21 protein-coding genes are annotated in these 23,562 nt (G+C 60.5%); 9 read left to right on the forward strand and 12 right to left on the reverse strand.

Going from position 1 to position 23,562, the window contains the following annotated elements; all coding sequences use genetic code 11:
- The 3 genes from ATK23_RS11425 to ATK23_RS11435 form a co-directional block, all read right to left on the reverse strand.
- Positions 1-840 (reverse strand): SGNH/GDSL hydrolase family protein, encoded by an 840-nt coding sequence (locus ATK23_RS11425; protein WP_066142017.1) that lies wholly within the window; start codon positions 838-840, stop codon positions 1-3.
- 104 nt (positions 841-944) lie between these two features.
- Positions 945-2,057: a 3-isopropylmalate dehydrogenase gene (locus ATK23_RS11430; protein WP_066142019.1), complete on the reverse strand. Its 1,113-nt coding sequence runs from the start codon at positions 2,055-2,057 to the stop codon at positions 945-947.
- Positions 2,054-2,782, reverse strand: coding sequence for a GntR family transcriptional regulator (locus ATK23_RS11435; RefSeq protein ID WP_066142022.1), 729 nt, complete (start codon positions 2,780-2,782; stop codon positions 2,054-2,056). Before ATK23_RS11435 ends, ATK23_RS11430 begins: the two co-directional genes overlap by 4 nt.
- Before the next feature lie 192 nt (positions 2,783-2,974).
- Here ATK23_RS11435 and ATK23_RS11440 point away from each other — a divergent pair, with 192 nt between their 5' ends.
- Genes ATK23_RS11440 through ATK23_RS11450 form a run of 3 tightly spaced genes read left to right on the forward strand, consistent with a single transcriptional unit; the run spans position 2,975 to position 5,994 of the window.
- A complete protein-coding gene (locus ATK23_RS11440) occupies positions 2,975-4,369 on the forward strand; it encodes an aldehyde dehydrogenase family protein (protein WP_245858510.1) in 1,395 nt (464 codons plus the stop codon).
- 30 nt (positions 4,370-4,399) lie between these two features.
- Positions 4,400-5,170 carry an SDR family NAD(P)-dependent oxidoreductase gene (locus ATK23_RS11445; RefSeq protein WP_066142028.1) on the forward strand — a complete coding sequence of 257 codons (771 nt, stop codon included), beginning with the start codon at positions 4,400-4,402 and terminating at the stop codon, positions 5,168-5,170.
- A 53-nt stretch (positions 5,171-5,223) separates the two neighbouring features.
- Positions 5,224-5,994 carry a FadR/GntR family transcriptional regulator gene (locus ATK23_RS11450; protein WP_083515602.1) on the forward strand — a complete coding sequence of 257 codons (771 nt, stop codon included), beginning with the start codon at positions 5,224-5,226 and terminating at the stop codon, positions 5,992-5,994.
- Positions 5,995-6,078: 84 nt separating this feature from the next.
- Here the strand turns inward: ATK23_RS11450 and ATK23_RS11455 are convergent, their stop codons facing one another.
- Genes ATK23_RS11455 through ATK23_RS11475 form a run of 5 tightly spaced genes read right to left on the reverse strand, consistent with a single transcriptional unit; the run spans position 6,079 to position 12,634 of the window.
- Entirely contained in the window at positions 6,079-7,494 is a 1,416-nt protein-coding gene (locus ATK23_RS11455) for an amidase (RefSeq protein WP_066142034.1), read from the reverse strand.
- 27 nt (positions 7,495-7,521) lie between these two features.
- Positions 7,522-9,279, reverse strand: a complete 1,758-nt coding sequence (locus tag ATK23_RS11460; protein WP_066142038.1) for a dipeptide ABC transporter ATP-binding protein — start codon at positions 9,277-9,279, stop codon at positions 7,522-7,524.
- A gap of 3 nt (positions 9,280-9,282) precedes the next feature.
- Positions 9,283-10,134 (reverse strand): ABC transporter permease, encoded by an 852-nt coding sequence (locus ATK23_RS11465; protein ID WP_066142041.1) that lies wholly within the window; start codon positions 10,132-10,134, stop codon positions 9,283-9,285.
- Entirely contained in the window at positions 10,134-11,081 is a 948-nt protein-coding gene (locus ATK23_RS11470) for an ABC transporter permease (protein ID WP_066142043.1), read from the reverse strand. The genes ATK23_RS11465 and ATK23_RS11470 overlap by 1 nt, the downstream gene beginning before the upstream one ends.
- Positions 11,082-11,113: 32 nt before the next feature.
- Complete coding sequence (locus ATK23_RS11475) at positions 11,114-12,634, reverse strand: ABC transporter substrate-binding protein (protein WP_066142545.1); 1,521 nt, start codon at positions 12,632-12,634, stop codon at positions 11,114-11,116.
- A 187-nt stretch (positions 12,635-12,821) separates the two neighbouring features.
- Between ATK23_RS11475 and ATK23_RS11480 the strand changes: the two genes are divergently transcribed.
- Positions 12,822-13,580, forward strand: a complete 759-nt coding sequence (locus ATK23_RS11480) for a FadR/GntR family transcriptional regulator (protein ID WP_066142046.1) — start codon at positions 12,822-12,824, stop codon at positions 13,578-13,580.
- 61 nt (positions 13,581-13,641) lie between these two features.
- Here ATK23_RS11480 and ATK23_RS11485 read toward each other — a convergent pair whose 3' ends face one another.
- Positions 13,642-14,250 (reverse strand): GNAT family N-acetyltransferase, encoded by a 609-nt coding sequence (locus tag ATK23_RS11485; protein ID WP_066142546.1) that lies wholly within the window; start codon positions 14,248-14,250, stop codon positions 13,642-13,644.
- Between the two features lie 125 nt (positions 14,251-14,375).
- On the opposite strand from ATK23_RS11485, the gene ATK23_RS11490 reads away from it, so the two are divergent.
- The 3 genes from ATK23_RS11490 to ATK23_RS11500 are packed head-to-tail and all read left to right on the forward strand — an operon-like array spanning position 14,376 to position 17,205.
- Positions 14,376-15,668 carry a sensor histidine kinase gene (locus tag ATK23_RS11490; RefSeq protein ID WP_066142049.1) on the forward strand — a complete coding sequence of 431 codons (1,293 nt, stop codon included), beginning with the start codon at positions 14,376-14,378 and terminating at the stop codon, positions 15,666-15,668.
- Positions 15,656-16,345, forward strand: a complete 690-nt coding sequence (locus ATK23_RS11495) for a response regulator transcription factor (RefSeq protein ID WP_066142052.1) — start codon at positions 15,656-15,658, stop codon at positions 16,343-16,345. Before ATK23_RS11490 ends, ATK23_RS11495 begins: the two co-directional genes overlap by 13 nt.
- Positions 16,342-17,205 (forward strand): hypothetical protein, encoded by an 864-nt coding sequence (locus tag ATK23_RS11500; RefSeq protein WP_066142055.1) that lies wholly within the window; start codon positions 16,342-16,344, stop codon positions 17,203-17,205. Before ATK23_RS11495 ends, ATK23_RS11500 begins: the two co-directional genes overlap by 4 nt.
- A 132-nt stretch (positions 17,206-17,337) precedes the next feature.
- Here the strand turns inward: ATK23_RS11500 and xylB are convergent, their stop codons facing one another.
- A complete protein-coding gene (gene xylB, locus ATK23_RS11505) occupies positions 17,338-18,726 on the reverse strand; it encodes a xylulokinase (RefSeq protein ID WP_066142058.1) in 1,389 nt (462 codons plus the stop codon).
- Positions 18,723-19,538 carry a DeoR/GlpR family DNA-binding transcription regulator gene (locus ATK23_RS11510; protein WP_066142061.1) on the reverse strand — a complete coding sequence of 272 codons (816 nt, stop codon included), beginning with the start codon at positions 19,536-19,538 and terminating at the stop codon, positions 18,723-18,725. Before ATK23_RS11510 ends, xylB begins: the two co-directional genes overlap by 4 nt.
- Before the next feature lie 174 nt (positions 19,539-19,712).
- Here ATK23_RS11510 and ATK23_RS11515 point away from each other — a divergent pair, with 174 nt between their 5' ends.
- On the forward strand, positions 19,713-21,044 hold the full coding sequence (locus tag ATK23_RS11515; RefSeq protein ID WP_066142065.1) for an MFS transporter: 1,332 nt from the start codon (positions 19,713-19,715) through the stop codon (positions 21,042-21,044).
- A 39-nt stretch (positions 21,045-21,083) separates the two neighbouring features.
- Positions 21,084-22,568 carry a mannitol dehydrogenase family protein gene (locus ATK23_RS11520; protein WP_066142068.1) on the forward strand — a complete coding sequence of 495 codons (1,485 nt, stop codon included), beginning with the start codon at positions 21,084-21,086 and terminating at the stop codon, positions 22,566-22,568.
- Between the two features lie 120 nt (positions 22,569-22,688).
- Here ATK23_RS11520 and ATK23_RS11525 read toward each other — a convergent pair whose 3' ends face one another.
- Complete coding sequence (locus tag ATK23_RS11525) at positions 22,689-23,516, reverse strand: PspA/IM30 family protein (RefSeq protein WP_066142070.1); 828 nt, start codon at positions 23,514-23,516, stop codon at positions 22,689-22,691.
- Positions 23,517-23,562 lie beyond the last annotated feature (46 nt).

Below are 23,562 nucleotides of genomic sequence, written 5' to 3' on the forward strand. Positions count from 1 at the left end.
CTAGCCAAGCTCGGAATTCCGCAGGTGCCGCGACTCTTCTGATTTGCGGCGCTTGCGGAATTGCTTTTTCATCCCTTGTGCCGGATACATCGGCTCAGGCCAGCGGGGTTGCAACTGGTCGCCGAGGGTAATGCCGCGCATGCGCCGCCCGAACATCGGCAGCACCCATTGCCGCAGCCACTCCACATCACGTTGCGTGGCCTGCCAGAAGCCGACCCGGTCCGCAGCGCCAAAGGGATCGAAAACCAGCTGGTGCGGATAACCGAGGATCTCCAGGATCCGGATGGCCATATAGCGATGGCCCGCACGGTTCATATGCAGCTTGTCGATATCCCACATGCGCTTGTCCCGGTAGGCTTCCCAATTCCAGTAGTCCACGAGCACCACCGATTCCGGATGCCGTTCGGCCAGCTGGCGCACGCACTCGTTGAACCGCCAGTTGCGCCGCTTGAACGGGGCGAGCACCGGGTGAACCGGGATATCGAACCCGGTGAACAACAAGACCTTGGCGCCCGTGGAGACCAGGGCTTCGACGGCTCGGGCATATTCAGCCAGGAATTCCTTCATGTCCTTGCGGAATTCGAGGATGTCATTGCCTCCGGCATAGAAGGTGATCACCTCCGGCTTGAGTTCCAAGGCCACGGGGATCTGCTCGTCGATGATCGATTTGAGCCGGCGGCTGCGGATGCCCAGATTCACGTACTGCCATTCGGGATCCGCTTTGGACAGCTGCTTGGCCACGCGGTCTGCCCAGCCGCGCACCCCGTTGGGCAGCCTGGGCTCCCAGTCCCCCACGCCTTCGGTGAAGGAATCCCCGATCGCCATAAACAGCCGTCCCATGATTGGCCAATCTATGAGAAACAGTTGACCGGACTGTGTCTAGAAAACTAACCGTACGGCACTTTTAGGTGACAACGGCGTGCAGACAATCCATTGGCCGGAAGTCATCGTGCCGCGGATAGGCTTTTCATCACTGACAACCCCGAAACCGTTTCGAAATCATCGGAAATCAGCCGAGCAATATCCTCTGCTATGCCAGTGGTGTTCTTCCCCATGCCCGGTCCAGCTAGCGCAGGAAGCTCTCGCACCACGCTCACTGCAGCAGATTCGATGGCCAACGCGGCCCGCTCCTCGCCTAGATGCGCAAGCATCATCGCACCTGACAGGATCGCGCCGACTGGATTGGCCCAGCCCTTTCCTGCAATGTCGGGTGCCGACCCATGGATGGCTTCGAACATGCTCGGTGCTCCGCCATCAAGGTTGAGGTTCGCGCTTGCTGCGACTCCCAGGCCTCCCTGAATGACCGCCCCGAGATCCGTGATGATGTCTCCGAAGAGGTTGTCGGTAACCACGACATCGAATCGTTCTGGCGAAACCGGGAGGTGGAAGCACATGGCATCGACATGGACATAGTCGACTTCCACTTCGGGATAGAGCTCAGAGACTTGGTCAATGACGTCCTGCCAGAGCTTCCCTGCTTCGATAAGTATGTTCTTCTTATGGCACAAGGTGAGCTTCTTGCGTCGGCTCATAGCCAGTTTGAAGGAGTATTCCACTACTCGCGAGATCCCCTGCCGAGTATTGACTGATTCCTGGACCGCTACGGTCTGCGGCGTATTTGCGTGGATTGTTGAGCCTTGGCCGACGTAGGCTCCTTCGGTATTTTCACGGACGATCACCAAATCGCAACGTTCCGGGGTCAGCCCGGCAATAGGCGTAGCGACTCCTGGATAGAGCTTGACGGGGCGCAGGTTGACCGCCTGTTCGAATTCTTGGCGCATCGCCAGGATAAACCCGCGTTCAAGAATGCCCGGCTGAACGGCGGGGTCTCCCATCGCACCAAAGAGAATGGCATCGTGTCCACGCAGCTCTTCAGTTAGTTGCGGGTTCCAGAGCTCACCGGTCTGCAGGTAATGCTTGGCTCCTGCATTATAAGTAGTCAGATCGATCGAGAACCCAAACTGCTTCTGCGCTGCAGCAAGAACGTTGAGTGTTCCGCTCATGACTTCGGGACCGATCCCATCTCCGGGAATCGCTGCAACGCTGTAGGTTTTCATTGGGCGGGCCTTTCATTAGCGGCTAGGTGATTGCGAAGTTCGTTGAAGTATTCATGCACTTGACGTTGCGTGGCTTGTCCGTCGGCTTCGGCTAGATGTTCCAGGATGCCTCGTTGGAGTATCCGCAGTTTGGCCGCAATTGCCGCGTAACACGCGGTGGCAGGCAAATGCACCTCCTCGGTCATCCGGACAAGGGTCGAGAACCCTTGAAAGTATCGATTGCCCGAGGAATTCAGCAGCAACAGATGCACCTTTGAGGCACTATTCGGGGTTGCGGTTTCCGGGTTGCTCAAAGCTTGGTGCAAATCGGTGATCATGGATGGCGAAATACGGCGGATGGCCACATCGCAGGCGGCCGACTCCAGCAGTTCACGGAAATCCAGTGCTTCACGCAGGTCGGCTGCATCCATGATCGTTACGGTGGCTCGCCCGGAAGAATCGAGCTGGAGCAAGCCTTCGTACTCAAGTAATGCCAACGCTTCACGCAAGGGTGTCCGGCTGACGCCCAGTTCCTCGGAGAGCCGTTGCTGCACCAAAACTTGTCCCGGCAAATACCGTCCGAGGAAAACACGTTCGCTGATGACCCCAGCAGTTTCCCTCGCCAGCGAAACGTTGCTTCTCCAGTCAAAAGCCATCGCCACCGCCTGTGCTCGGGTATATGAAATCTCGGTATCCCAAAAGGGATCAATGGGCTTTACTGTTCCCCGATATTCATCAAATGTCAATGAATTCAACGATTGAGACGTGTGAACGGATCATTTTCTTCAAACCCGTTGACTGCGAGCTAGATCACTGATTAGCTTTGGACATCTACTGGTCAGACCAGCAGGAATAACTCTAGCTCCAACTCGAAAGCAGGAACGATGTCTTTGCACTCAGTTGCTTACCCTGAGGGATTGCCCATCGGTGATGGATGGATGCCCTGTGCGGAAACAGTCCCGGTCATCTTCCCTTTCGATGGCTCAGTAGTTGCGCACGCGCCTGTAGGCTCTGTGGCTTTGGCCAGCCAGGCTCTGGATGCTGCCCAAAGTGTCGCCAAGGAAGTCGAGAAGCTGAGCACCGGGACCCGGCGATCAATACTCTTGGCCGTCCATCAGAAGATGTGCGAGCATCGCGAAGAGCTTGAGCAATTGCTGGTCCTTGAAACTGGCAAACCCCTCGTGGACTGCCGAGTCGAAGTTGCGCGTACCTTGACCACATGGGCCGCGGCCGCGGAGGAAGTCGCCCGCTTGCGCGGCGAAACAGTTCCCTTGGATTTGCAGGCCAGCGGCGATGGAATGATCGGGTACTGGACCCGCAAGCCTGCAGGGATAGTGATCGGCATTGCCGGTTTCAATTACCCATTGCTCTTGGCCAGCCATAAGCTCGCACCGGCGCTGGCGGCCGGATGCCCCATCATCATCAAGCCAGCTCCGAATACACCCTTATCCACTTTGTGGGCTGTGCACCTGATTCGCGAAGCGCTGGCCTCCCATGAGGTCAGTGCCGCAGCGGTCCAACTGGTCACGGGCGGCATCGACGTCGGCGAAACATTGGTCGCTGATCCGCGCTCCGCAGTGGTCTCCTTCACCGGTTCCGCGGCAGTCGGCCACCAGATTGCCAAGAACGCGGCGCCTCGCAAGGCAGTGCTGGAGCTGGGGTCCAACACGGGTTTCATCGTGGCCGAAGACGCCGATATCCCGGCAGCAGTTGATGCCGTGCTGCGCGGTGGATTCTACGCCAACGGTCAAGCCTGCATCTCTGTCCAGCGGGTACTGCTCGATGAGAAAATTGCCGGCGACTTCCAGCGAAAGCTGTTGGCGCGCATTGGCGAAATAGTTGTGGGCGACCCACGTTCGGAGAAGACCCGGGTGGCCCCGTTGATCAACAAGACATCCACCGAACGCGTCATGTCATGGGTCGGGAAGGCAAAGCAGCTCGGAGCACAGGTACTGTCTGGCGGGGATCTGCTGGGGGAATCCATCCAGCCTACGGTTCTGAGTAACGTCCCGACCGATGCAGAACTATGGTGCGAGGAAATATTCGGTCCTGTCATTTGCTTGCGCACCGTCCCCGACCTCGATGCAGCTTTTGCGCAGGTGAACGACTCACGGTACGGCCTGCAGGCAGCCATCTTCAGCAAGTCGCTGAAGACCGCGTTCAGGGCCATCGACGAGTTGGAAGTCGGAGGGGTCGTAGTTAATGAAATTCCCGGTTTCAGGTCTGACATCATGCCCTATGGAGGCGTAAAGGATTCCGGCATCGGACGAGAAGGCCCCCGCTTCGCAATGGAAGAATTCACGGTCACCCGGATGGCCATCATCCGCCCCTAGAACGAAGCAATACAAACGAAGGACAGCACAATGGATTACACCGAGCTATTCCGATTCGCCGGCCAGCGAGTCATGGTGATTGGTGCAGGCAGTGGCATCGGCCGAGAAGCGGCTCTGGCACTGGATGCGCACGGCGCACACGTGATTTGCGCCGACCGCGATGCCGGCACCGCGCAGGAGACTGCCGATAAGCTTCGCGGAAGTTCAACAGTTGTCGAACTTGATGTCTTGGATAACCAAGCCGTTCAGGCCGTCTCAAAAGAATTCAGCGACATCGCAGCCCTGGTGTTCACCGCCGCCACGAATGTCCGAAAGCGCATCGTGGACTACACGATGGAAGAATTCGACCGCGTCGTTAACTTGAATCTGAAGGCTTCATTCGGCCTGATCCAAGCCTTCGCTCCCCGGCTGGCAGCCAATGGCGGCGGGTCCATTATCGGTATCGCATCAATTCGCGCGTCGGTGGTTGAGCCCGGGCAAAGCGTCTATGCAGCCACGAAGTCGGCACTGGTCCAGCTAGTCCGAACCGCGGCCGCAGAATTCGGGCCACAGGGCGTGAGGGTCAATGTGGTTGCCCCGGGAGTTGTCGAAACCCCGCTGACCGCGCAAATTAAGGCCATTCCCGACTGGTACGATGCCTATGCCCAGAAGAGTGCTTTGGGCCGCTGGGCCAGGCCAGAGGAAATGGCTGGAGCCATCGTCTATCTCGCTTCGCAGGCTTCGAGCTTCGTGACTGGTTCGGTGCTCACCGTCGATGGTGGTTGGACCGCCATCGATGGTCGTTACACGCCGCCGAATTAGGCGACGCTGCCAAGGATTCACCGCACAGACGACCATCAGGAAAGCAACTGAAGATGCCTCAGACACCTCAGGTTCCAGCAGCTACGAAAACGCGCGCATTTGAAGCCATTGTCAGTCGCATCGAGAACCAAGTGCTAAACGGAGAGCTGAAAATCGGGGACCGGCTTCCTGGAGAGCGCGAGCTGGTGACCCAGTTCGAGGTAAGCCGCTCATCAGTCCGGGAAGCGATGCGAGTACTGGAAAGCAACGGGATCATTGCCTCGCGACCGGGCGATCCGCGCGGAGCAGTAGTCCTCTCTCCAACCTCAGCCCCATTGCGCAAGATGATCAGCCGCCTGGCTACGACCTCGGCGTCGAGCCTCGCGGATCTGCTCATTTACCGCATGACCATGGAATCTTCGGCCAATTCCCTGGCCGCTACGCGACGTTCCGAGGCGGACTTGTTGAAGCTCGAAAAGGCGATGGCACGGATGCGGGCGGCGCGTTCGCAAAGCCAAAGCGCGTTCAGCCAAGCCGACCTCGATTTCCATGACGTGATCGCGCAAGCGAGCGGCCATGCGTTGCTGCAAATTACCGGGGAAGCAGTTCGCCACTCCATCGAGCAGCTCATCACCTCCAGCATTGAGCAAAGCGCTGATGACGAGGCTCTGATGCAACGTACTCTGGACCATCATCACGAGGTCTTCTTGGCAATCCAGAATCAGGATGCGCACCTGGCCGAGCATCTTGCCCGCAGCAGCCTGTTTGAATACTACGGACACCTGCTGAACGAAGATGACCGGAATGCACTTGCCGCGTTGGCTTCCTTCGGGCAGACGACGTGAATCCTCCGAAGTACTGTCACTGGACTTCAGCACACAGGGCGCAGCAATCACGACGGTTGCTGCACCCTTTTTGGTGCCGGATGCTCAGTCCAAGGCTGACCACTGCGGAGTGGCGCTGTGCGGCCGGGCCGCTTCATACCAGTTGGCCGCGCGAAGCACAGCATCATCCGTTCCTACTGCCCCGGCCAGCTGCACGCCGATGGGTTTGCCCTCGGCAGTGAATCCGCAATTGACGGTAGCCGCGGGCTGTCCGGACATGTTGTACGGGGCGGTGAACGCGATATGGCACATGGTAGCGTCAGGATCCACCACCGGCATCGGCTGTTCCGCCGGGAAAGCAGCCATAGGTGAAACTGGAGAGATGATGAGGTCATACCCTGAGGTGGCCGCGATGGTCGCCTTCTGCATCTGGTCGATCGCACCGAAATTCCTGATCGTGTCGGCGCCATCGAACTTGGCTCCGCCCTCGCACCAGCGCACGATATAGTCCAAAACCTTCGCCTGTTCGCTTTCGTGCAGGTCGCGGTAATCTGCCCAGGACCGGGTACGCCAGAAGCAGTCAAGCCGGTCAAGCATGCCTTGGTCGATGAACGGCGGCAGCTCTTCCACGATGGCGCCGTCCTGTGCAAATACTTCCGCAACCGACTGCACCGCCGAGAGGACCTCGGGATCGACAGCGGCTCCGGCATTTGCCTTGAGCTGAAGTCCGATTTTCATCCCTTGGACGCTGCCAAGCTTTGACCGCCACTCCATGTCAGGGTAGGCCCGTGCCGTGTAGTCCCGGATATCCGGCTGTCCGAGGACCGACATGAAAAGAGCAATGTCATCCACGGTACGTCCCATCGGACCTGCAGCGCGGCCAATGTACGGCACATCCAGGGGAATCAGTCCCGCGCTTGGCTTCAGTGTTGCAAGGCCCTGCCAGCCTCCGGGCAGGCGGATGGAACCGCCAATGTCGGTACCTACGTGAAGCGGCCCGTATCCCGCCGCGGCAGCTGATCCCGCACCCGCACTGGAGCCGCCAGTGGTCCATTCGGGGTTCCAGGCACTACGCGATACTCCGTGCAGGCTGGATACTCCCGATGAGAGCATGCCCCAGTCCGGCATCGTCGTCGAGCCGACGAGGATGGCACCTGCTTCAAGAATTCGATCAGTGACCGGCGAGTTCTGCGTTGGAATCTTGGGGTTGGACAAGGCAGTTCCCGAAGGCATCGGGATGCCCTTGCGGGCAATATTTTCCTTGACCGTTGCCGGCACTCCGTCCAGTGGACCGAGCTCTGTTCCGCTGGCCCAGCGTTGTTCGCTTTCGCGAGCCTGGCTCAGTACGTCCACCGGATCGAACTGGTACATCGCGTTAAGTACCGGTTCTCGTTCCTGGACCCGTTGGATGACCGAGTTGGCGACATCCACCGGCGAGATTTCCTTTGCGGCATAGGCTGCATGCAGTTCCCGTGCTGAAAGTTGGTGCAGTGCGGTGGTGTGTTCGGAAATCTGGGACATGAGGACCTCTCAAGTAAAAATGCAGTACTAGCGAAGTGCCAGTTCGCTGCGCAGGGACATAGAAGAATTCACCAAAGTGCGCGTATAGGCGTGTTGCGGATTCTCATAGATTTGTTCCGTGGTTCCGCTTTCGACGATCCGTCCTTCGTTCATCACCACGACGTTGTCGCAGATATAACGCACCACGCCTAGATCGTGGGAGACGAAAACGAGGGTCAGCTGGTAGTCATCGACCAGATCCGAAAGCAGATTCAGCACTTGAGCCCGGACGGAGACATCCAGTGCGCTAACTGGTTCGTCAGCCACCAGCACTCGAGGCTCGCAGATCAGCGCGCGAGCAATTGAAATTCGCTGGCGCTGGCCACCGGAGAATTGGTGTGGGAAGCGGTCGGCAGCGTCAGCAGGCAGTCCCACTGATCCGAGCATTTCCGCGACCATCTTCCGGTGCTTGGCGCTATCCGCCTTTTGCCCTGGAACAAGCAGGGGTTCAGCGATGATGTCCCGGACGCGCATCCGCGGATCCAGCGATCCCATGGGGTCCTGGAAAACGATCTGCAGCTGCTGGCGCAGCTGGACCAGGTCCCGTTCTCTGGCCCCGGCAACCTCGCTTCCGGCCACACGGACGCTGCCCGAAGTTGGTTGGTCCAAACCTGCCAGGATGCGCAGCAAGGTGGATTTCCCGGAACCTGATTCACCGACGACGCCAAAACGCTGACCAGCAGCAACATCGAAGGAAACACCTTTCAAGGCATGAACTTCGGAGCGCTTCCCGAAGAGCGATGAGCGTCCAACAGGGTAGATTCGGGTCAGGTCTTTGACACTAATCAGCGCGGACGGTTCTACGGCGCTGTCCGCTGGGGATTGGCTGTGTTCTTGGACAGGCTTGATTTCCTCGACAACCGCTTCCGGAGCCGCTTGCGTTTCGGCCGACGGAGGGATGTAGGCAGCGGCCGAAGATACAGTGAACAGTCGTCCATCGGCATCTGTGGCGTTCAGATCGGACGCGGCCAACAGGCCTCGGGTATAAGGGTGCTGCGGATTGCTGAATACCTCGCTGGTATCGCCTTCTTCAACGACTTGGCCGTTGTTCATCACCAGTACTCGGTCGCACACATTGGCGACAACCGAAAGGTCATGCGTGATAAACAGCAGGCCAGTTCCACGTTCCTGGACCGATTCCAGAATCAGATCCAGAACCTGTCGCTGTACCGTTACATCCAATGCCGTGGTCGGTTCATCGCAGAGCAACAGACCCGGGTTATTGGCCAGTGCCATTGCGAGCATGGCGCGCTGTCGTTGGCCGCCGGACAGCTGGTGCGGATATGAACGCGCGGCCCGTGCCGGATCCGGCAACTTGACCGATTCGAGCAGTTTCACCGCACGAGCCTGGGCCGCTGATTTTGAGGCAGCGGTCTTATGGCTGATCATGATTTCCGCGACCTGCGGCCCGACCTTCATCAACGGATTCAACGCGGTGAGCGGTTCCTGGAAGACCATGCTCATATCCTTGCCGCGGATTCTTTGCATTTCCTTGTCGGTTGCCTCTACCAGATTCCGCGGGTGGCCCGCGAACTGGATGGTTCCGCTGGCACTGACTCCTTCCGGGAGCAACCCCATGAGGGCGGAGGTGGTCATCGACTTTCCGGAACCGGATTCGCCAATCAGTCCTACGCGATCGCCCGGCTTCATGCGCAGATTAAAGTTCGAGACTAGTGTGCGTTGCTTGGTGCTGATTGTCAGGTCCTGAACATCTATCAGGGTGTCGGCAGCTAGTTTCTTATCCATGGATTACCGTTCTCCATTCAGTTTCGGATCGAACCGATCACGCAGGCCGTCACCAAGCAATGTAAAGCCCAGCACTGCAACGGCAATGGCTGCGCCCGGCCAGACGGCAAGCATCGGGAACGTCCCGAGGAACTGCTGTGATTCCTGGAGCATTCGGCCCCAGGATGGGACCGGTGGCGGAGTGCCCAAGCCAAGGAAGGACAAGGCCGCTTCGGCAAGTACAGCGATGGCAAACGATACCGAGCACTGCACTACAACCATGCCGATGATATTAGGCAGCACATGGCGCCGTGCGATACGCCAGCTGCTCTGGCTCGATGCCTTGGCGGCCATGATGTACTCGGTGCTCATCACTTGCAGGGTGCCGCTTCGCGCAACACGCGCAAAGCCGGGGATCGAGCCAATGCCGATCGCGAGCATGGCTGTAAAAGTGCTAGCTCCGAATACTGCTCCGAACATGATCGCTACCAGCAGCGCAGGAAAAGCGAGGAGAATATCTGCGCCGCGCATGGTGACTTCCTCGGTGATGCCACCACGCATTCCAGCCAGGATCCCCAGCGGTGTGCCAATGACCAGTGCGATGCCTACTGCAACCAAACCCACGAGCAACGTAATGCGTGCGCCGTACAGGATTCCCGAGAATACGTCGCGTCCGTACCTGTCGGTGCCCATCAGATGGGTGGCGCTGGATCCTTGCAAGCGATCTTGGGGAACTGCCTGTACCGGGTCGAAAGGGGTCCAGACGAAGGAGATGAGCGCGGCAAGCACCACCGTAGCCACGAGAATGCTGCCTACCAGCAGTGTCGCGGAGAGCTTACGGCGGGTGCTTGGAGCGATTACCGGTTCTGCAGACATTACGCGCCCTTTCGAATGCGTGGATCCAGGATCGTGTACAGCACGTCAACGACCAGGTTGATGATCAAGGTAATCGCTACGAGCACCATGACTACCGATTGCACGGTAAGAAGATCGCGGTTGCCGACCGCGTCGAGCAGCATGGATCCCAGCCCCGGGATGACAAACACCCGTTCTATGACCACCGCACCGATGATCAATGCCGCCAACTGGACGCTCGTCACGGTTAAGACCGGTATCGAAGCGTTGCGCAACCCGTGCTTGACCAGCGATTCGAGCTTCCCCAGCCCTTTGGACCGAGCCGTCCGCAGGTAGTCCTCGCTCATCACTTCCATTACTGCGGAACGGACATAGCGGGTCAGGATGGCTCCCTGTACGGAGGCCAAAGCGAGCACAGGCAGGATCACACGGGAGATGAAATCTGCGAAGTCCTCACCGGGCGGTGTCCACCCATTGGCCGGAAGCCAGCCGAGCCCCACTGCAAAGACAACCACCAGCAAGATACCGGCGAGGAAGTTGGGAATAGCCACACCTATCTGACTGATGCCGCTGACAATGATGCCGCTTGGATTGCGGTGCTTGACTGCCGCGAAAGTTCCGAAGGGAATCGCAATAGCCAAGGCGAGGATCATTGCCAGCAGGACCAAAATCAGGCTGACCTGCACCCGGTCGATAATCAGCGGACTGATGTCTTGCCGCGTGACATAGGAGGTGCCGAAGTCTCCGGCAGGCAACCCCAGCGCCCAATCGAAGTACTGGACTATTAGCGGCCTGTCCGTACCGAACTCGGCACGAGTTTTGGCCAATAGCTCCGGGGTAGCGTTCACGCCCAGTGCGATCTGGGCGGGATCTCCAGGAATCGCTCGCATGAATAGGAACACTGCAACCGTTGCAATCACATATGTGGCAACGAATCTTGCCAAGTTGATCAGTAGTCTAATACCCACGTGCTATTCCCTTTGTCGGTGCGGCTTTGAAGCTATTTCCAGCCGATATTGGTCATGTCCAGCGCTTCAGTCACGGAATTGGCCGGAATGCCGGTCACGTCGGACTTCGCTACAACGATGTTCGGGAAGATGAACAAGGTATCTGCCGCGGCATCATCAACGATGGTGCGAACCACTTTTTTCATGCCTTCCACGTAGCCTGCTTCATCCGAGGCGTCGGCCTTCGCCGCAAGATCCTTGATGTCTGAGTTGTCGTAGCCCAGGTAGTAATCCGGGTTGTTGAACATGGCCAAGACGTCACGGCTCTCCACCGCCAGGACCACCGACATCTGGTAATCGTGTTTCGTGAAGACTTCATCGAGCCAGACCGCTGGGAATTCGGAGGACTCGATCTTCGCATTGATTCCGACGTCAGCGAGTTGCGAGACGACAATTTCAGAGACCGCTGTGGCATAGGGACGGGTTGGAACCTTGAAGGTGATCTGCAGATTTTCAGCGCCCGCTTCCTTAAGAAGTGCCTTGGCCTTCTCCGGATCGTGCGGGTAGATGTCATTAAGATCTTCATAATACGGGTCAGTGGTCGGGACCGGCCCGCCCACCACCGTGCCATAGCCGTTCCATGCGGTATCTACCACAGCCTGGCGATCGATGGCGTACATGACCGCTTGGCGCACTCGGTTGTCATCGAAGGGCGCCTTTTTGTTATTCATCGACAAGATGATCTCACCGTTGGAGGTGCCTTCAAGGACCTGGAACTTGTCATTGGACTCGAAGCTGGAGAGCAATTCCGGGGACTGCATGTTGTAGACAACATCCACGTCGCCGGATTGAAGTGCGTTGGTCGTAGCTACCGCATCGGCGAAGTACCGCAAGGAGACGTTCTCAACTTGTGGCTTCTCACCCCAGTAGTCATCGCGCGTTGCGAATTCGATGGACTGTCCGCGGTTCCAAGCCTCAATTTCGTAAGGCCCGGTTCCGATGGCGGTGGAGGCCAACTCGTCAACACCGCTCGGGTCAAACATGGCTCCAACCAGGGTACCCATGTCGAATAGCCAGGCATTGCTAGGCTGCTTCAACGTAATGGCGACCTCGGAGTCGCTGAGGACCTCGACAGAGTCAACAATTTCCATTTTCTTCTTCAGGCTCGAGACCCAGGCATCGGACTTAACTCGCTCGATACTGAACTTGACGTCATCAGCGGTGAAAGCTTCCCCGTTGGAGAAGGTTGCGCCCTCGCGAAGCTTGAAAGTATAGGTCTTGTTCCCGTTGCTCAGCTCCCACGATTCGGCGAGCAACGGCTGGATCTTTCCTTCTTGGTCGATCTCGACCAATCCTTCATAGACATTGGACATGAGCGCTTGCGGTATAGCCGCCCCGGCAGTCGTGGTGAAGTCCAGATTGACGGGTTCACCTGTCAGCGCGACAGTCACCGAATCGTTGCCGGCAGATCCTTCCGGCGAAGTCCCGCCTGATCCTGCAGAGCACGAAGTCAGCGCCAAAGAGCCGACCAGCACTGTCGCCGCAAGCAGGCTGTAGTTCTTTTTCTTATTCATGGGATCTCCATCGGTCAACATGCCTATTGAGTGATGTGATCCATACAACACCATATATGCTGATATTTCTACTAAGTTTTCTGGTCTTACCAGTTGTTGAAATATTCGGCCGGGGCAACGCTACCCCGGATAACTGCAATACCTTGTCCGCTAACCGTTTCCACTCGCAGCTAAAGGAAGGCCCCAAATGAGCAAGCCAACTTTCACGCCGGCCGTGCCAACATTGACTTACGAGCGAGTCGTGCAACAAATCGAGGAGGCGATTCTGTCCAAGGAAATTGAACCTGGACAGCATCTTCCCAGCGAACGCGAGCTCATGGTCCAGTTCTCTGTCAGCCGCCCAACTGTGCGCGAGGCATTGCGAGTGTTACAAAGCCAAGGCCTCATCGCGTCGCGTCCCGGCAGCCGCAGCGGCCCGGTTGTCTTACCGGTTTCCACAGATAATTTGGGCCGGTCCTTTGCGAATATGGCGCGCATTGCTTCCCTCTCGCTCTCGGAACTGGTGCAGTTCAGAATCGTTCTGGAAAGTTCTGCTTGCCAGCTAGCAGCTGTGATGCACAACTCCGAGCAGCTGTCGGCTATGCGCGATGCGGTGGAACGGATGGAATCCGAGGCAGAGGCAAGCTCCGGATCCTTCAATCGGGCCGACCTCGATTTCCATGCAGCAGTATGGGATGCCAGCCACAACAGCCTGCTGCGTATCTGTGGAGAGGCAGTTTCCGGCGCCATTTTGAATGTCATGAATGACCAGATGAGCCACGCGGATAACGAGTCTCTCGAAAAGAAAAAGGTGATGGCCTTGGACAGGGCCATATTCGATGCCATTGAAGCCAGGGAGCCTGTCGCCGCTGGAAACGCGGCAAAAACTGCTATTTCGACCTATTTCAAACCTCGCCTAGATGATGAAGGGGTGCGTGGCGTCGAGGCGTTGGCTGACCCGCGATAATTACAATCGTGTTCGACTCCCTATGCTCCCAGCGGAGCGCAGGCATCGCGACGCCACCGGGTCAGAACACCTTGCGCATGATCAGCCGCGGCATCTTGCTGGCCTGGGCGTCGCTGACTCCAACGACTTCGAACCCGACCTGCTCGAACATCTTCCGCGTTCCGACGAAAGCCATGGTCAAGTCCATGCGTCCTGCAGGATCCACCGGGTAGGCCTCGACCGCTGAAGCCCCGAGCTCCCGCGCATACTCCACTGCGCCGTGGAGCATGGCCCGGTTCACGCCCTGGCGGCGGTGGCCGCTGCGCACCACCATGCAAATGATGCTCCAGACTTCCAGCTCATCCACGGGCCTGATGAGCTTGGACTTCGCCAGCAGCGGGATCTGCGAGCGTGGCGAAATGCTGCACCAGCCCACCGGTTCACCGCCCCGATAAGCGATGACGCCCGGGGCAATCGGTTCGGCGCTCAGCGAGCGCATGGCTTCGAAACGGTCCCCTGCGCCGCGTTCCCTGATTTCGGTGGCGCTGAGCCGGTGTGACAAGCACCAGCAGTGCTTCTCGCGATGGTTCGGATTCACAACCGTGGCGAAGTCTTCCATGCGTTCCTCGGTCAGGGGCTTGACCTCGATGCGCGCTGTTCCTGTGGCTTGCGGATCCTGATTCGTTTTCATCTGTCCATCCTGCGCTTCGAACGGCCGCAATGGCACCCCCGGCGGAAGATTCTTCGGGTTTTCCATAATGAAGAACTCCGGTTCCCTCGGTGTTGGCGCTGACCTGCGCGCTCTAGTGTTGAGGTATGACTTCGACACCCAAGGTTTCACCGGGCACCGCACCGGCCCGTCCCCCGCTGAGATTGGGCATGACGCTGCTGCAAATGGCGTTGCTCGGTTCCGCCGGCCTGATCATGTTTTCACTTTTGCTCGGATGGCTCTCGCTCGGCATCGCGCTGACCCCTCTGCTCGGCCTGGGGCTGGTCTTCCTGGCCGGCCTGGTCTACGCGCTCTTCGGCATCGCCCGCTTCGAGCTGATGCGAGTCAGCAACCTCTACGACATGGACGTCACTGCCCTGAGCTGGCGGCCCCGCCGCCGCGAGGGTTTCGGCGAATACGTCCGCTCACTGGGGCGCAACCTGGCCAACGGACGCATGTGGGCCCTGCTGGGAAGCTTGCTCTTCTCCTGCCTGGCCGGTTCGCTGATGCTCAGCGCAATGGAGCTGGCAGTCCGCACCGGCATCGTCGCCTTCGCCCCGGTCCTGCAATCGGGTCAGGCTGATCCGCTGGCGAGCGTTCCAGGGCTGTGGGGCTTCCAGATCCCGGTTGGCCAGGCTCCGTGGCTGCTACTGGCCGCCCTGCTGGGACTGGCAGTGGCCGTCGGCTTGGTCTTCTTGCACCGCATGGTCACCGTGGGAATCGTCGGCTCGATTGCCCGCGAAACAGCACTGGTGGAACGAGTGCGCACCACCGCGGTGCAGCGCGAAGGAGCCGTGCGCGCCGCAGAGGTGGAACGCACCCGCATCGAACGCGACCTGCACGACGGGGTCCAGCCCCGGCTGGTTTCCGTGGCCATGACCCTGGGCCTTGCCCACCAGCAGATCGACTCCGATCCGCAGCAGGCCAAGGAACTGGTGGCCGAAGCCCACGCTTCGACCAAATCGGCAATTACCGAACTGCGCCAGCTCACCCGCGGAATCTACGCTTCGGTGCTCGATGACCGCGGACTGGATGCGGCGCTGTCGGCCATCGCCGGCCGCTCGCACATCCCGGTCGGCCTCGACGTCCAGCTCAATGGCCGCTACCCGCGCGTGGCCGAGGCGGCCGTGTACTTCGCCATCGCCGAGGCGCTGACCAACGCGGCCAAGCATTCGCGCGCCCAGCGCTGCCAGGTCACCGTGAGGGTGCGGGAGCACGAGGGGCAGCAAAGCCTGTGGGCCCGCATCGAGGACAACGGCACCGGCGGGGCGCGCATTACCCCGGGCGGTGGCCTGGATGGAATCAACAATCGGGTTCTCGCCGCCGGCGGCACCCTGAATCTGGACAGCCCGGCTGGCGGGCCAACCGCAGTGGAGGTGAACGTGCCATGCGCGTACTGATATGCGAGGACTCGGTCCTGCTGCGCGAAGGGCTGGTCAGGTTGCTGGCGCACAGCGGCCACCAGGTGGTCGCGGATCTGCCAGAGGCCAGCGGGCTGATGGATTTCCTGGAGACCGCCTCCGCGGGAGAATTCCCGCAGATTTGCATCCTTGATGTCCGGCTCCCGCCGACCTACACGGATGAAGGCATCCGCGCGGCGCTGGAACTGCGCAAGAAGTATCCGGATCTGCCGGTGCTGGTGCTCTCCCAGTACGTGGAGGAACGCTACGCCTCGGAACTGATCTCCACCCAGTCCTCAGCGATCGGCTACCTGCTCAAGGACCGTGTTGCGGATGTCAGCGAGTTCATTGCTTCGCTGGAGCAGATTGCAGGTGGCGGAACCATCCTGGACCAGGAAGTGGTGGCACAGCTGTTGACCCGGCGAAATCACGATGACCGCATGCAGAACCTGACCGACCGGGAACGCACAGTCCTGGCCGCATTGGCCGAAGGAAAATCCAACCAGGCCATCGCCGCGCTGCTCTTCCTCTCGGAAGCCAGCGTTGAAAAGTACATCACTTCCATCTTCCAGAAGCTCGGCTTGGAAGCCGACGGAACGGGCAACCGGCGCGTGCTGGCAGCCCTGGCCCATATCGAAACCCTGGGCACCAACCGCACAGACAGGACAGGATCATGACTTCCACGCACACCATGCCGCTACCCCCAACCCCTCCGGCTCCCTCCAACAACGGCAAGCCGCTGAACATCATCCTCGCGGTGCTGGGCGGGCTGGTCATTCTCACCATGGTCATCGCCACGGCACGCAGCGCTTTCGCTTCGGTGTCCCGGGAGCATTCGATCCACGAAGCCGAAGTCTCCGGGGTGACCGCCTTGGAAGTTTCGGCCAGCTCGGGTCGCTTCGACCTGGTCTTCGCAGACACCGAGAAAGCAACCCTTGAGGTCCGCAGCGCCAAGGCCGCCAACTGGAAGCTGCACCGCGAAGGCAACCGGCTGGTCGTCGACGCGCCGAACGCCTGGGACAATTTCTGCTTTTTCGGCTGCGGATTCGACGAAAACGAGGCAACGCTGGTGCTTCCACAATCCCTGAACAACGGAACCCTGGATGCCGACTTCGATTTGTCCGCCGGATCCTTCAATGCCGTCGGCGACTACAAGAACGTCGTGGTGGAGGTTGGCGCCGGAGATCTGGAACTCACCGGCAGCGCGCACACCGCCGATGTCGATCTGGGTGCCGGCGAAGCAACGGTCCGCCTGGAAAATGTCGAGAGCGCACGGTTCGACGTCTCGGCCGGCGAACTGATCGGCGAACTGTCGGGCGAGGCGCCCAAGAGCGTCGACGGCAGTGTCAGCGCCGGCTCGCTGGAGCTGCAGCTGCCCGAGAGAACCTACGACCTGCGGCAGAATACGGCCGCCGGTTCGGTTGAGAACCAGCTTGCAACCGATCCGAACTCGCCGCATAAGATCACCATCCAGGTGGCTGCCGGCAATGCCATCCTGTACCCGGAAGGCACCGACAAGGAATCGATTGACCGCTAGTCCCGGTTTTCCCGGACAAGCAACAGCGTCCCTTCCTTTGATCAGTTCACGCTGATCGAAGGAAGGGACGCTGTTTCGTTCTGCTGGCAGTGGCCAGACCCCGGCGTGCGGACCGGCCGAAGATGTTGCCCGTTAGGTCCAGCCGTCCGTCGCCTCGCGCAGTTCTGCATAGCGGGCATAGATTTCCGGACGCGGCTGCGCCTCGAAACGAGTCGGCGCGGCAATATCCCAGTGCGGAGGCTCCTCCTTGCCGCTCAGTGCCCAGGCCGCTTGCCGGGCGGCTCCCAGCGCCACGTATTCCGCGGGCTGCGGAACGTCCACGGCGACGCCGAAGACCTGCGGGGCAATTCGCCGCACGGCTTCGGATTGGGCGCCGCCGCCAATCAGCAGGATCCTGCGGGTCACCACCCCGGTGGCATTTTCAAGGGCTGCCACCGCATCCTTCATCGAGCACAGCAGGCCTTCCACATAGGCGCGGGCCATCTCATTGCGTGTGGTGCCCGTGCGCAGCCCCCGCAGCACGCCCGTGGATTCGGGCCTGTTGGGGGTCCGTTCGCCGCCGAAGTACGGCAGCAGGGTGACGCCGCCGGATCCGGGTTGGGCCGCCAGGGCAAGATCGGAGAATTCCTGCTGGCTCACGCCCAGCATGCGCGCACCGAAATCCAGCACCGGCGCGCCATTGAGCGTGCAGGCCAGCGGCAGGTAGTTCGCGCCGGCCGCCACGAAGCCGCTGACCATGCCGCCGCCATCATGCACGCTGCGCTCGACCAGCGCGGAAGCCACGCCCGAGGTGCCCATGGACACGCACACATCGCCCGGCTGCAAGTCCAGCCCCAATGCGGCAGCCATGTTGTCACCGGTTCCGGCCGCGATCCTGGCTCCCTGCGCGGTCTGGCCGACCAGTTCATTGGCGGCGGCAAGCCGCGGGAGCTGAACAGGATGCCCCAGGGCCTGCTCCGCCAGCTCGGGCAGGAACCGCCGCTCGGCCGTCGAGTAATAGCCGGTCCCGGAGGCATCTCCGTGATCCGTGACGAATTCCTTGCGCCCGCCCAGGTGCCAGGTGAGGTAGTCGTGGGGAAGCACCACGCGGGCGGTGCGCCGGGCGTTCGCCGGTTCGTGTTCGCGCAGCCAGCGCAGCTTGGTGATCGTCAGCGACGCCACCAAGACGCTGCCGACCTTGTCGGCGGTAGCTTGGGCACCTCCCAGTTCACCGCCCAGCTGCGCGGCCTGCGGTGCCGAGGACACGTCATTCCAGAGCATCGCATCGCGCACCGGCTCGTTCCGGGCATCTAGAGCCACCATCCCGTGCTGCTGCCCGGCCACGGACAACGCAGCGGCCCGGTCGATCAATCCGCCAGCGCTGGCTTCCAAGGCTTCGATCCATCGTTCGGGATTGATCTGGGTGCCCGGCAGATGCGGCTGGCGGCTGCTTGCCACTATCTCGCCGGTGGCTGCGTCGACAAGCAGCGCCTTGCACGATTGCGTCGAGGAATCGATTCCAAGGACATGGGTAGGGGTCATGAGTTGGCCTTCGTCGAGGTAGTGGCGATATGGATGCGCGGGCCCAGGCGTTGCAGCTCGGTGCGCGTTGCGGCGTCGAGCCCGTCATCGACCACAATGTCGTCGAATTCGCCGAGATCCATCACATGGTACATGCCCGAAGATTCGAATTTGGTGGAATCGACGACCAGGATCTTGCGCCCGCCCATTTTCAGCAGGCTTCGCTTGGTCAGGGCGGCTTCCGCGTCCGGGTGCAGCAGCGCATGGTTCTTGATCGCGGTAGTTGACACGAAGACCGCGTCAGCGGTGAGGCGCTGCGCCTGCTCGACCACGATGGATCCGAGGAACGAGTCGGTTTCCTGGTAGTACTGCCCGCCCAGGCCGACCAGGGCGATGTTCGGCAGCGAGGAAACGATCCCCATCAGCGCGAGCGAGTGCGTGATCACGGTGGATGGCTGCCGGGCTTCAAGGTGCGCGCCCAGTGCCCCCACGGTAGTGGAGTCGTCCAACGCTATGACAGCGTCCGGCTCGATCAGCGTTGCGGCCGTGGCTGCCAGCTTCTGCTTGATCTCGGCATGCAGGTGCCGGCGCAGTTTCACGTCCCGCTCAGCAAGGCGTGCAGTAATCGCCCGCGCTCCGCCGCGGATGCGTTCCAGCCGGCCGTCCTTGGCCAGGTGGTCAAGGTCGCGGTGGATCGTCATTGCGCTGACGCCGAAAATCTCGGCCAGCTCCTCGACGCGCGTACGCTGCATGCGGTTGACGTAGCCGGTGATTTCATCACGCCGGTCGTCAGGAGATAATCCCGCGACATCTTCGGCAGCAGCTGTTCCCACTCTGGATTCCCCATTTTTCACAATTTCGATGATATGTCCTGTGCACTGAGTCGCAAAAGACTGAACCTCACACAAACAATTTAACACTTTTCATGTTGAGTTTGTGTTTTTTGGTGTTAGATTGATTCCAGCACAAAGCAGAGAAGGCAGTCCGGCCGCAAAGGAGCGCATACGATGTCCATCCCCCAGTCCACCGCGCCGGGAGGCGTTTCGCCCCGGGAATCCTTGCTGGATCGAATGGGATTGCCCCGTCCCCTGGTGTGGGGATTCGTCGGCCTGATGATCTTCATGATCGGCGATGGCGTCGAAACCAATATCCTCGCGCCGTACCTGACCGGCGAGCACGGCTTCTCCATCCCGCTGGCCGGCACCCTGGTCACGGTCTACGGCGTGGCGGTGGCCGTGGCCGCATTCCTGTCCGCCTCGCTCTCGGATCTTTGGGGCCCGCGCAAGGTCATGCTGATCGGCGCAGCCACGTGGATCGTGTTCGAAGTGCTGTTCCTCGGGGTTGCACTGAACTCGTCCAGCACCGCGCTGGTCTTCATCACCTACGGCTTGCGCGGTTTCGGTTATCCGTTCTTCGCGTACGGTTTCCTGGTGTGGATCTCCGCGACGGCAAATGCCAAGCGCCTGGCTGTGGCCATCGGCTGGTTCTACGTGGCCTTCAGCGCCGGCTTGCCAACGCTGGGTGCACTGACCGCCAGCGCATCCATCGATTTGTTCGGGTTGGGCTACTACCAGACCCTGTGGCTGTCCTTGGCCCTGGTGGTCATCGGTGCCGCGGTAGCCCTGATCGGAGTCAAGGAGAAAACCGGACGCGCGCCGCTGGTCGACAACCCCGAACAGGTCTGGCAGACCATGAGCTTCGGCTTGCGCCTGCTGGTCACCAACCGCAAGGCCATGATGGTGATGCTCACCCGCACCATTAACTCCGTGCCAACCTACGGCATGGCAATCTTCTTCCCGGCATTGTTCGTTGACCGGTTCGGCTGGAGTGTTGGCCAGTTCCTCATCCTGACCACGGTGATCTACGCAGTGAACATCCCCTTCAACCTGGTCTTCGGGGCGCTGGGCGACAAGCTCGGCTGGTCCAAGACCGTGGTGTGGTTCGGTGCGGTGCTGTGTGCCATCTCCATGCTCTCGCTGTACCTGGTGCCGGCATGGGCCGTGGACAACGGCCTGGACTTCGCCTACGGACTGACCTTGTTGTGCGGTGCAGTGTTCGGCATTGGACTGGCCGGATTCGTGCCGCTGTCAGCCATCGCGGTCTCCCTTGCGCCGCAGAACCCCGGTGCTGCCATGGCTTCCTACAACTTGGGCATCGGTGCTGCAGTCTTCGCCGGTCCACTGCTGGTCGCCCTGCTCTACAACCTGCTGGGCGCTGCCGGCATGGTGTACCTCTTCGCGGCCCTCTACCTGGTGGCAGCCCTGATGTCCCATAGCCTGCGCGGAACCCAGCCCCGTGCGGAAGCTGCGCCACTCAGCGAAGCCGCCCAGCGCGCCTAAGCATCCCCCGACCTCCCACTTCCTAGGAGTTGTGAAACCGTGAAACTGTCCAACAACGCGCTGGCCAATCTCCAGGCCGACGCCGAACTCCCCCGCTACGACCGCAGCCAGCTGCGCGCAGGCATCGTGCACTTCGGAGTAGGCGGATTCCATCGAGCGCACCAGGCAATGTACCTCGATCAGCTCATGAACGAGGGAAAGGCCCTTGACTGGGGCATCATCGGCATGGGCGTCATGCCTTCGGATGCGCGCATGCGCGATGTCCTTGCCGAGAGCGACGGGCTGTACACCCTGATGGTGAAGAACCCCGACGGCAGCGTCGAGGGCCGCGTCATTGGTTCCATTCTGGACTTCATCTACGCCCCGGATGACCTGCAGCGGGCCATTGGCCAGCTGGCAGACCCGCAGATCCGCATCGTGTCCTTGACCGTCACCGAGGGCGGCTACAACGTCAACCCGGTCACCGGCGAGTTCGACCAGCAAAATCAGGCCATCCTCGATGACCTGGCCAACCCCGAAGAGCCGCGGACCACCTTCGGGCTGATCTGCGCGGCACTGAAGCTGCGCCGCGAACGGGGCATTGCTCCGTTCACCGTGATGACCTGCGACAACATCCAGGGCAACGGCGAGGTCGCACGCAAGATGTTCGGCGCCTTCGCCTCCGCGTCTGACCCGGAGTTCGGCGCTTGGGTTCAGCGGCATGTCCCGTTCCCCAACTCCATGGTGGACCGCATCACCCCGGTGACGACCGAGGCCGATCGCGCCGAGGTTTCAGAACGCTATGGCATCGACGATGCTTGGCCGGTGGTCTGCGAGGACTTCGCGCAATGGGTCCTGGAGGACAAGTTCACCAGCGGCCGGCCACCTTTCGAGGAGGCCGGGGTCCAGCTGGTAGATGACGTGGTCCCCTACGAGCTGATGAAGCTGCGCCTGCTGAACGCCACCCACCAGGGCCTGTGCTACTTCGGGCACCTGGCCGGCTACCGCGCCGTGCACGATGCGGCCCGCAACCCGCTGTTCGCGCAATTCCTACTGCGCTACATGAAGACCGAGGCAGAGCCGACCTTGCGCCCCCTGCCCGGCGTGGATTTGGATGCCTATCAAAACAAGCTCATTGCCCGCTACAGCAACGAGCATGTGGCAGATACCATTGCACGGCTGTGCGCCGATTCCTCAGACCGCATCCCGAAGTGGCTTGTGCCGGTAATTCGCGAAAACCTCGCCACCGGAGGCGAGGTGGCCCTGTCCGCCGCGATCGTTGCCAGCTGGGCGCGCTACGCCGAAGGCGTCGATGAAAACGGCGAGCCGATTGAGGTGGTGGACCGCCTGGCCGATCAGGTGCGCGCCGCGGCAGCGCGCCAGGGACAAGACCCGCTGGCCTTCCTGCGCCAGCGCGACCTCTTCGGTGATCTGGTGGAAGACGAGCGATTCACCGCGCCCTACCTGCGGGCGCTGGAGTCCTTGCACGTCCACGGCGCCATGCAGACCCTGGAAACGATCATGAGCGCCGAGCTCTCCGCCTGAAAACAGCGAAAGGGACAGCTTCTCTCACGAGAAGCTGTCCCTTTCGTTCGTTGGGCAAGAATTGCTGCCAGCCTGCTGCGGGGCAATTCCGCGGGGGAATTTGCCGTGCTTGGCCGGGGCCTAGGCCTGGTTCTTCTTCAGAGCGGCCAGCCGTGCTTCGATCTCGGAAACCTGCGGTTCGCCGGCTTCGATCTGCGCGGCGCCGTCGGCTTCTTCCAGAATGTCCTGCGGAGCGTTGCTGGCCTTCAATGCCGCCAAGCGCGCATCGACTTCGGTGGCCGCACCGAGGTCATCGAGCTGCGCGAACTGCGCATCGAGTGAGGATGCCGCCAGTTCCTGCGCACCACGGACCTTGGCTTCGTCCTGGCGGATCTTCTGCTCGAAGCGGCTGATCTCGCTGGTCGGGTCGTTGATATCCAAAGCCTTGAGGGTGTCCATCATCTGGTTCTGGGTCTTGGCATTGCGGGCGCGAGCTACCAGCTCATCGCGCTTTGCCACCAGTTCCTGGCGCTTGGTCTGCATGGTGTTCAAGCCGGTCTTCAGCTTGTCCACGACTTCGCGCTGGGTAGAGATGGTGGATTCCAGGTTCTTGGCGCGCTTCTCGGCGTCCATCTGGCGTTGAATCGCCACGGTGGCCAGCTGGTTGAACTTCTGCTGGTTAGCGGAATCGCCGGCGGCGGCATATTCATCAGCCTTGTTCGACGCGGCCAGCGCCTTGCCGCCCCAGTCCTTGGCTTCCTGCAGGAACTTGGCGTGGTCATCCTCGGCCATGCGCAGGTTGCCGATGGTCTGGGCGACTGCTTGCTCGGCCTGGGCAATGTTGTTGGTGTAATCGCGGACCGTCTGGTCCAGCATCTTCTTCGGATCCTCCAGGGCATCCAAGGCAGCGTTGGCGTTAGCCTTGCCGATACCGAAAATCCGTGCCCAGATTGAGCGCTTCTTGGCCATAGTGCGTCCCTTCGTCTTCCGTTGCTTAAAGCTTAGGGGAATTAGC

Origin of the sequence: Glutamicibacter nicotianae, assembly GCF_002797775.1 — a bacterium.
Classification (GTDB): Bacteria; Actinomycetota; Actinomycetes; order Actinomycetales; family Micrococcaceae; genus Glutamicibacter; species Glutamicibacter nicotianae.